The following is a 343-nucleotide window of genomic DNA, read 5'->3' as shown; positions in this document are numbered from 1 at the left end:
TGTTGAGCGTCGTCCTTTCTCCCGCCTTGTCACCAATTGCTTGAGCAATGGTTAAAGCTTGTTGAAGATAATCCAACGCTTTGGGATACTGTTCCAGGCTGTCGTAAACTCGCCCAAGATTGTTGAGCGTCGTACCTTCTTGCGCCTTGTCACCAATTGCTTTGACAATGGCTAAAGCTTGTTGATAATACTCCGACGCTTTTGGGTACTGTTCCAGGCGGCGGTAAACTTCCCCAATATAGTGGAGAGCGGCTCCTTCACCTTTGCGCTCCCCAATTGCTCTGACAATAACTAAAACAGATTGAAACGTCTCTAAAGCTTCTCGAAACTGACTTTGCTGATA

Annotated in this window: 1 protein-coding gene; it reads right to left on the bottom strand. The window is 46.6% G+C overall.

Features of this window, described 5'->3' with window-relative positions; translation table 11 throughout:
- Window positions 1-343, bottom strand: a 343-nt coding sequence (locus tag FLQ44_RS17680; RefSeq protein WP_147695455.1) for a tetratricopeptide repeat protein, incomplete at both ends; no start/stop codon positions are given.

Origin of the sequence: Vogesella mureinivorans, assembly GCF_007644035.1 — a bacterium.
GTDB classification, from domain to species: domain Bacteria; phylum Pseudomonadota; class Gammaproteobacteria; order Burkholderiales; family Chromobacteriaceae; genus Vogesella; species Vogesella mureinivorans.
Note: the sequence above shows the minus strand (reverse complement) of the source record. Positions and strands in the feature narration are given on the sequence as shown.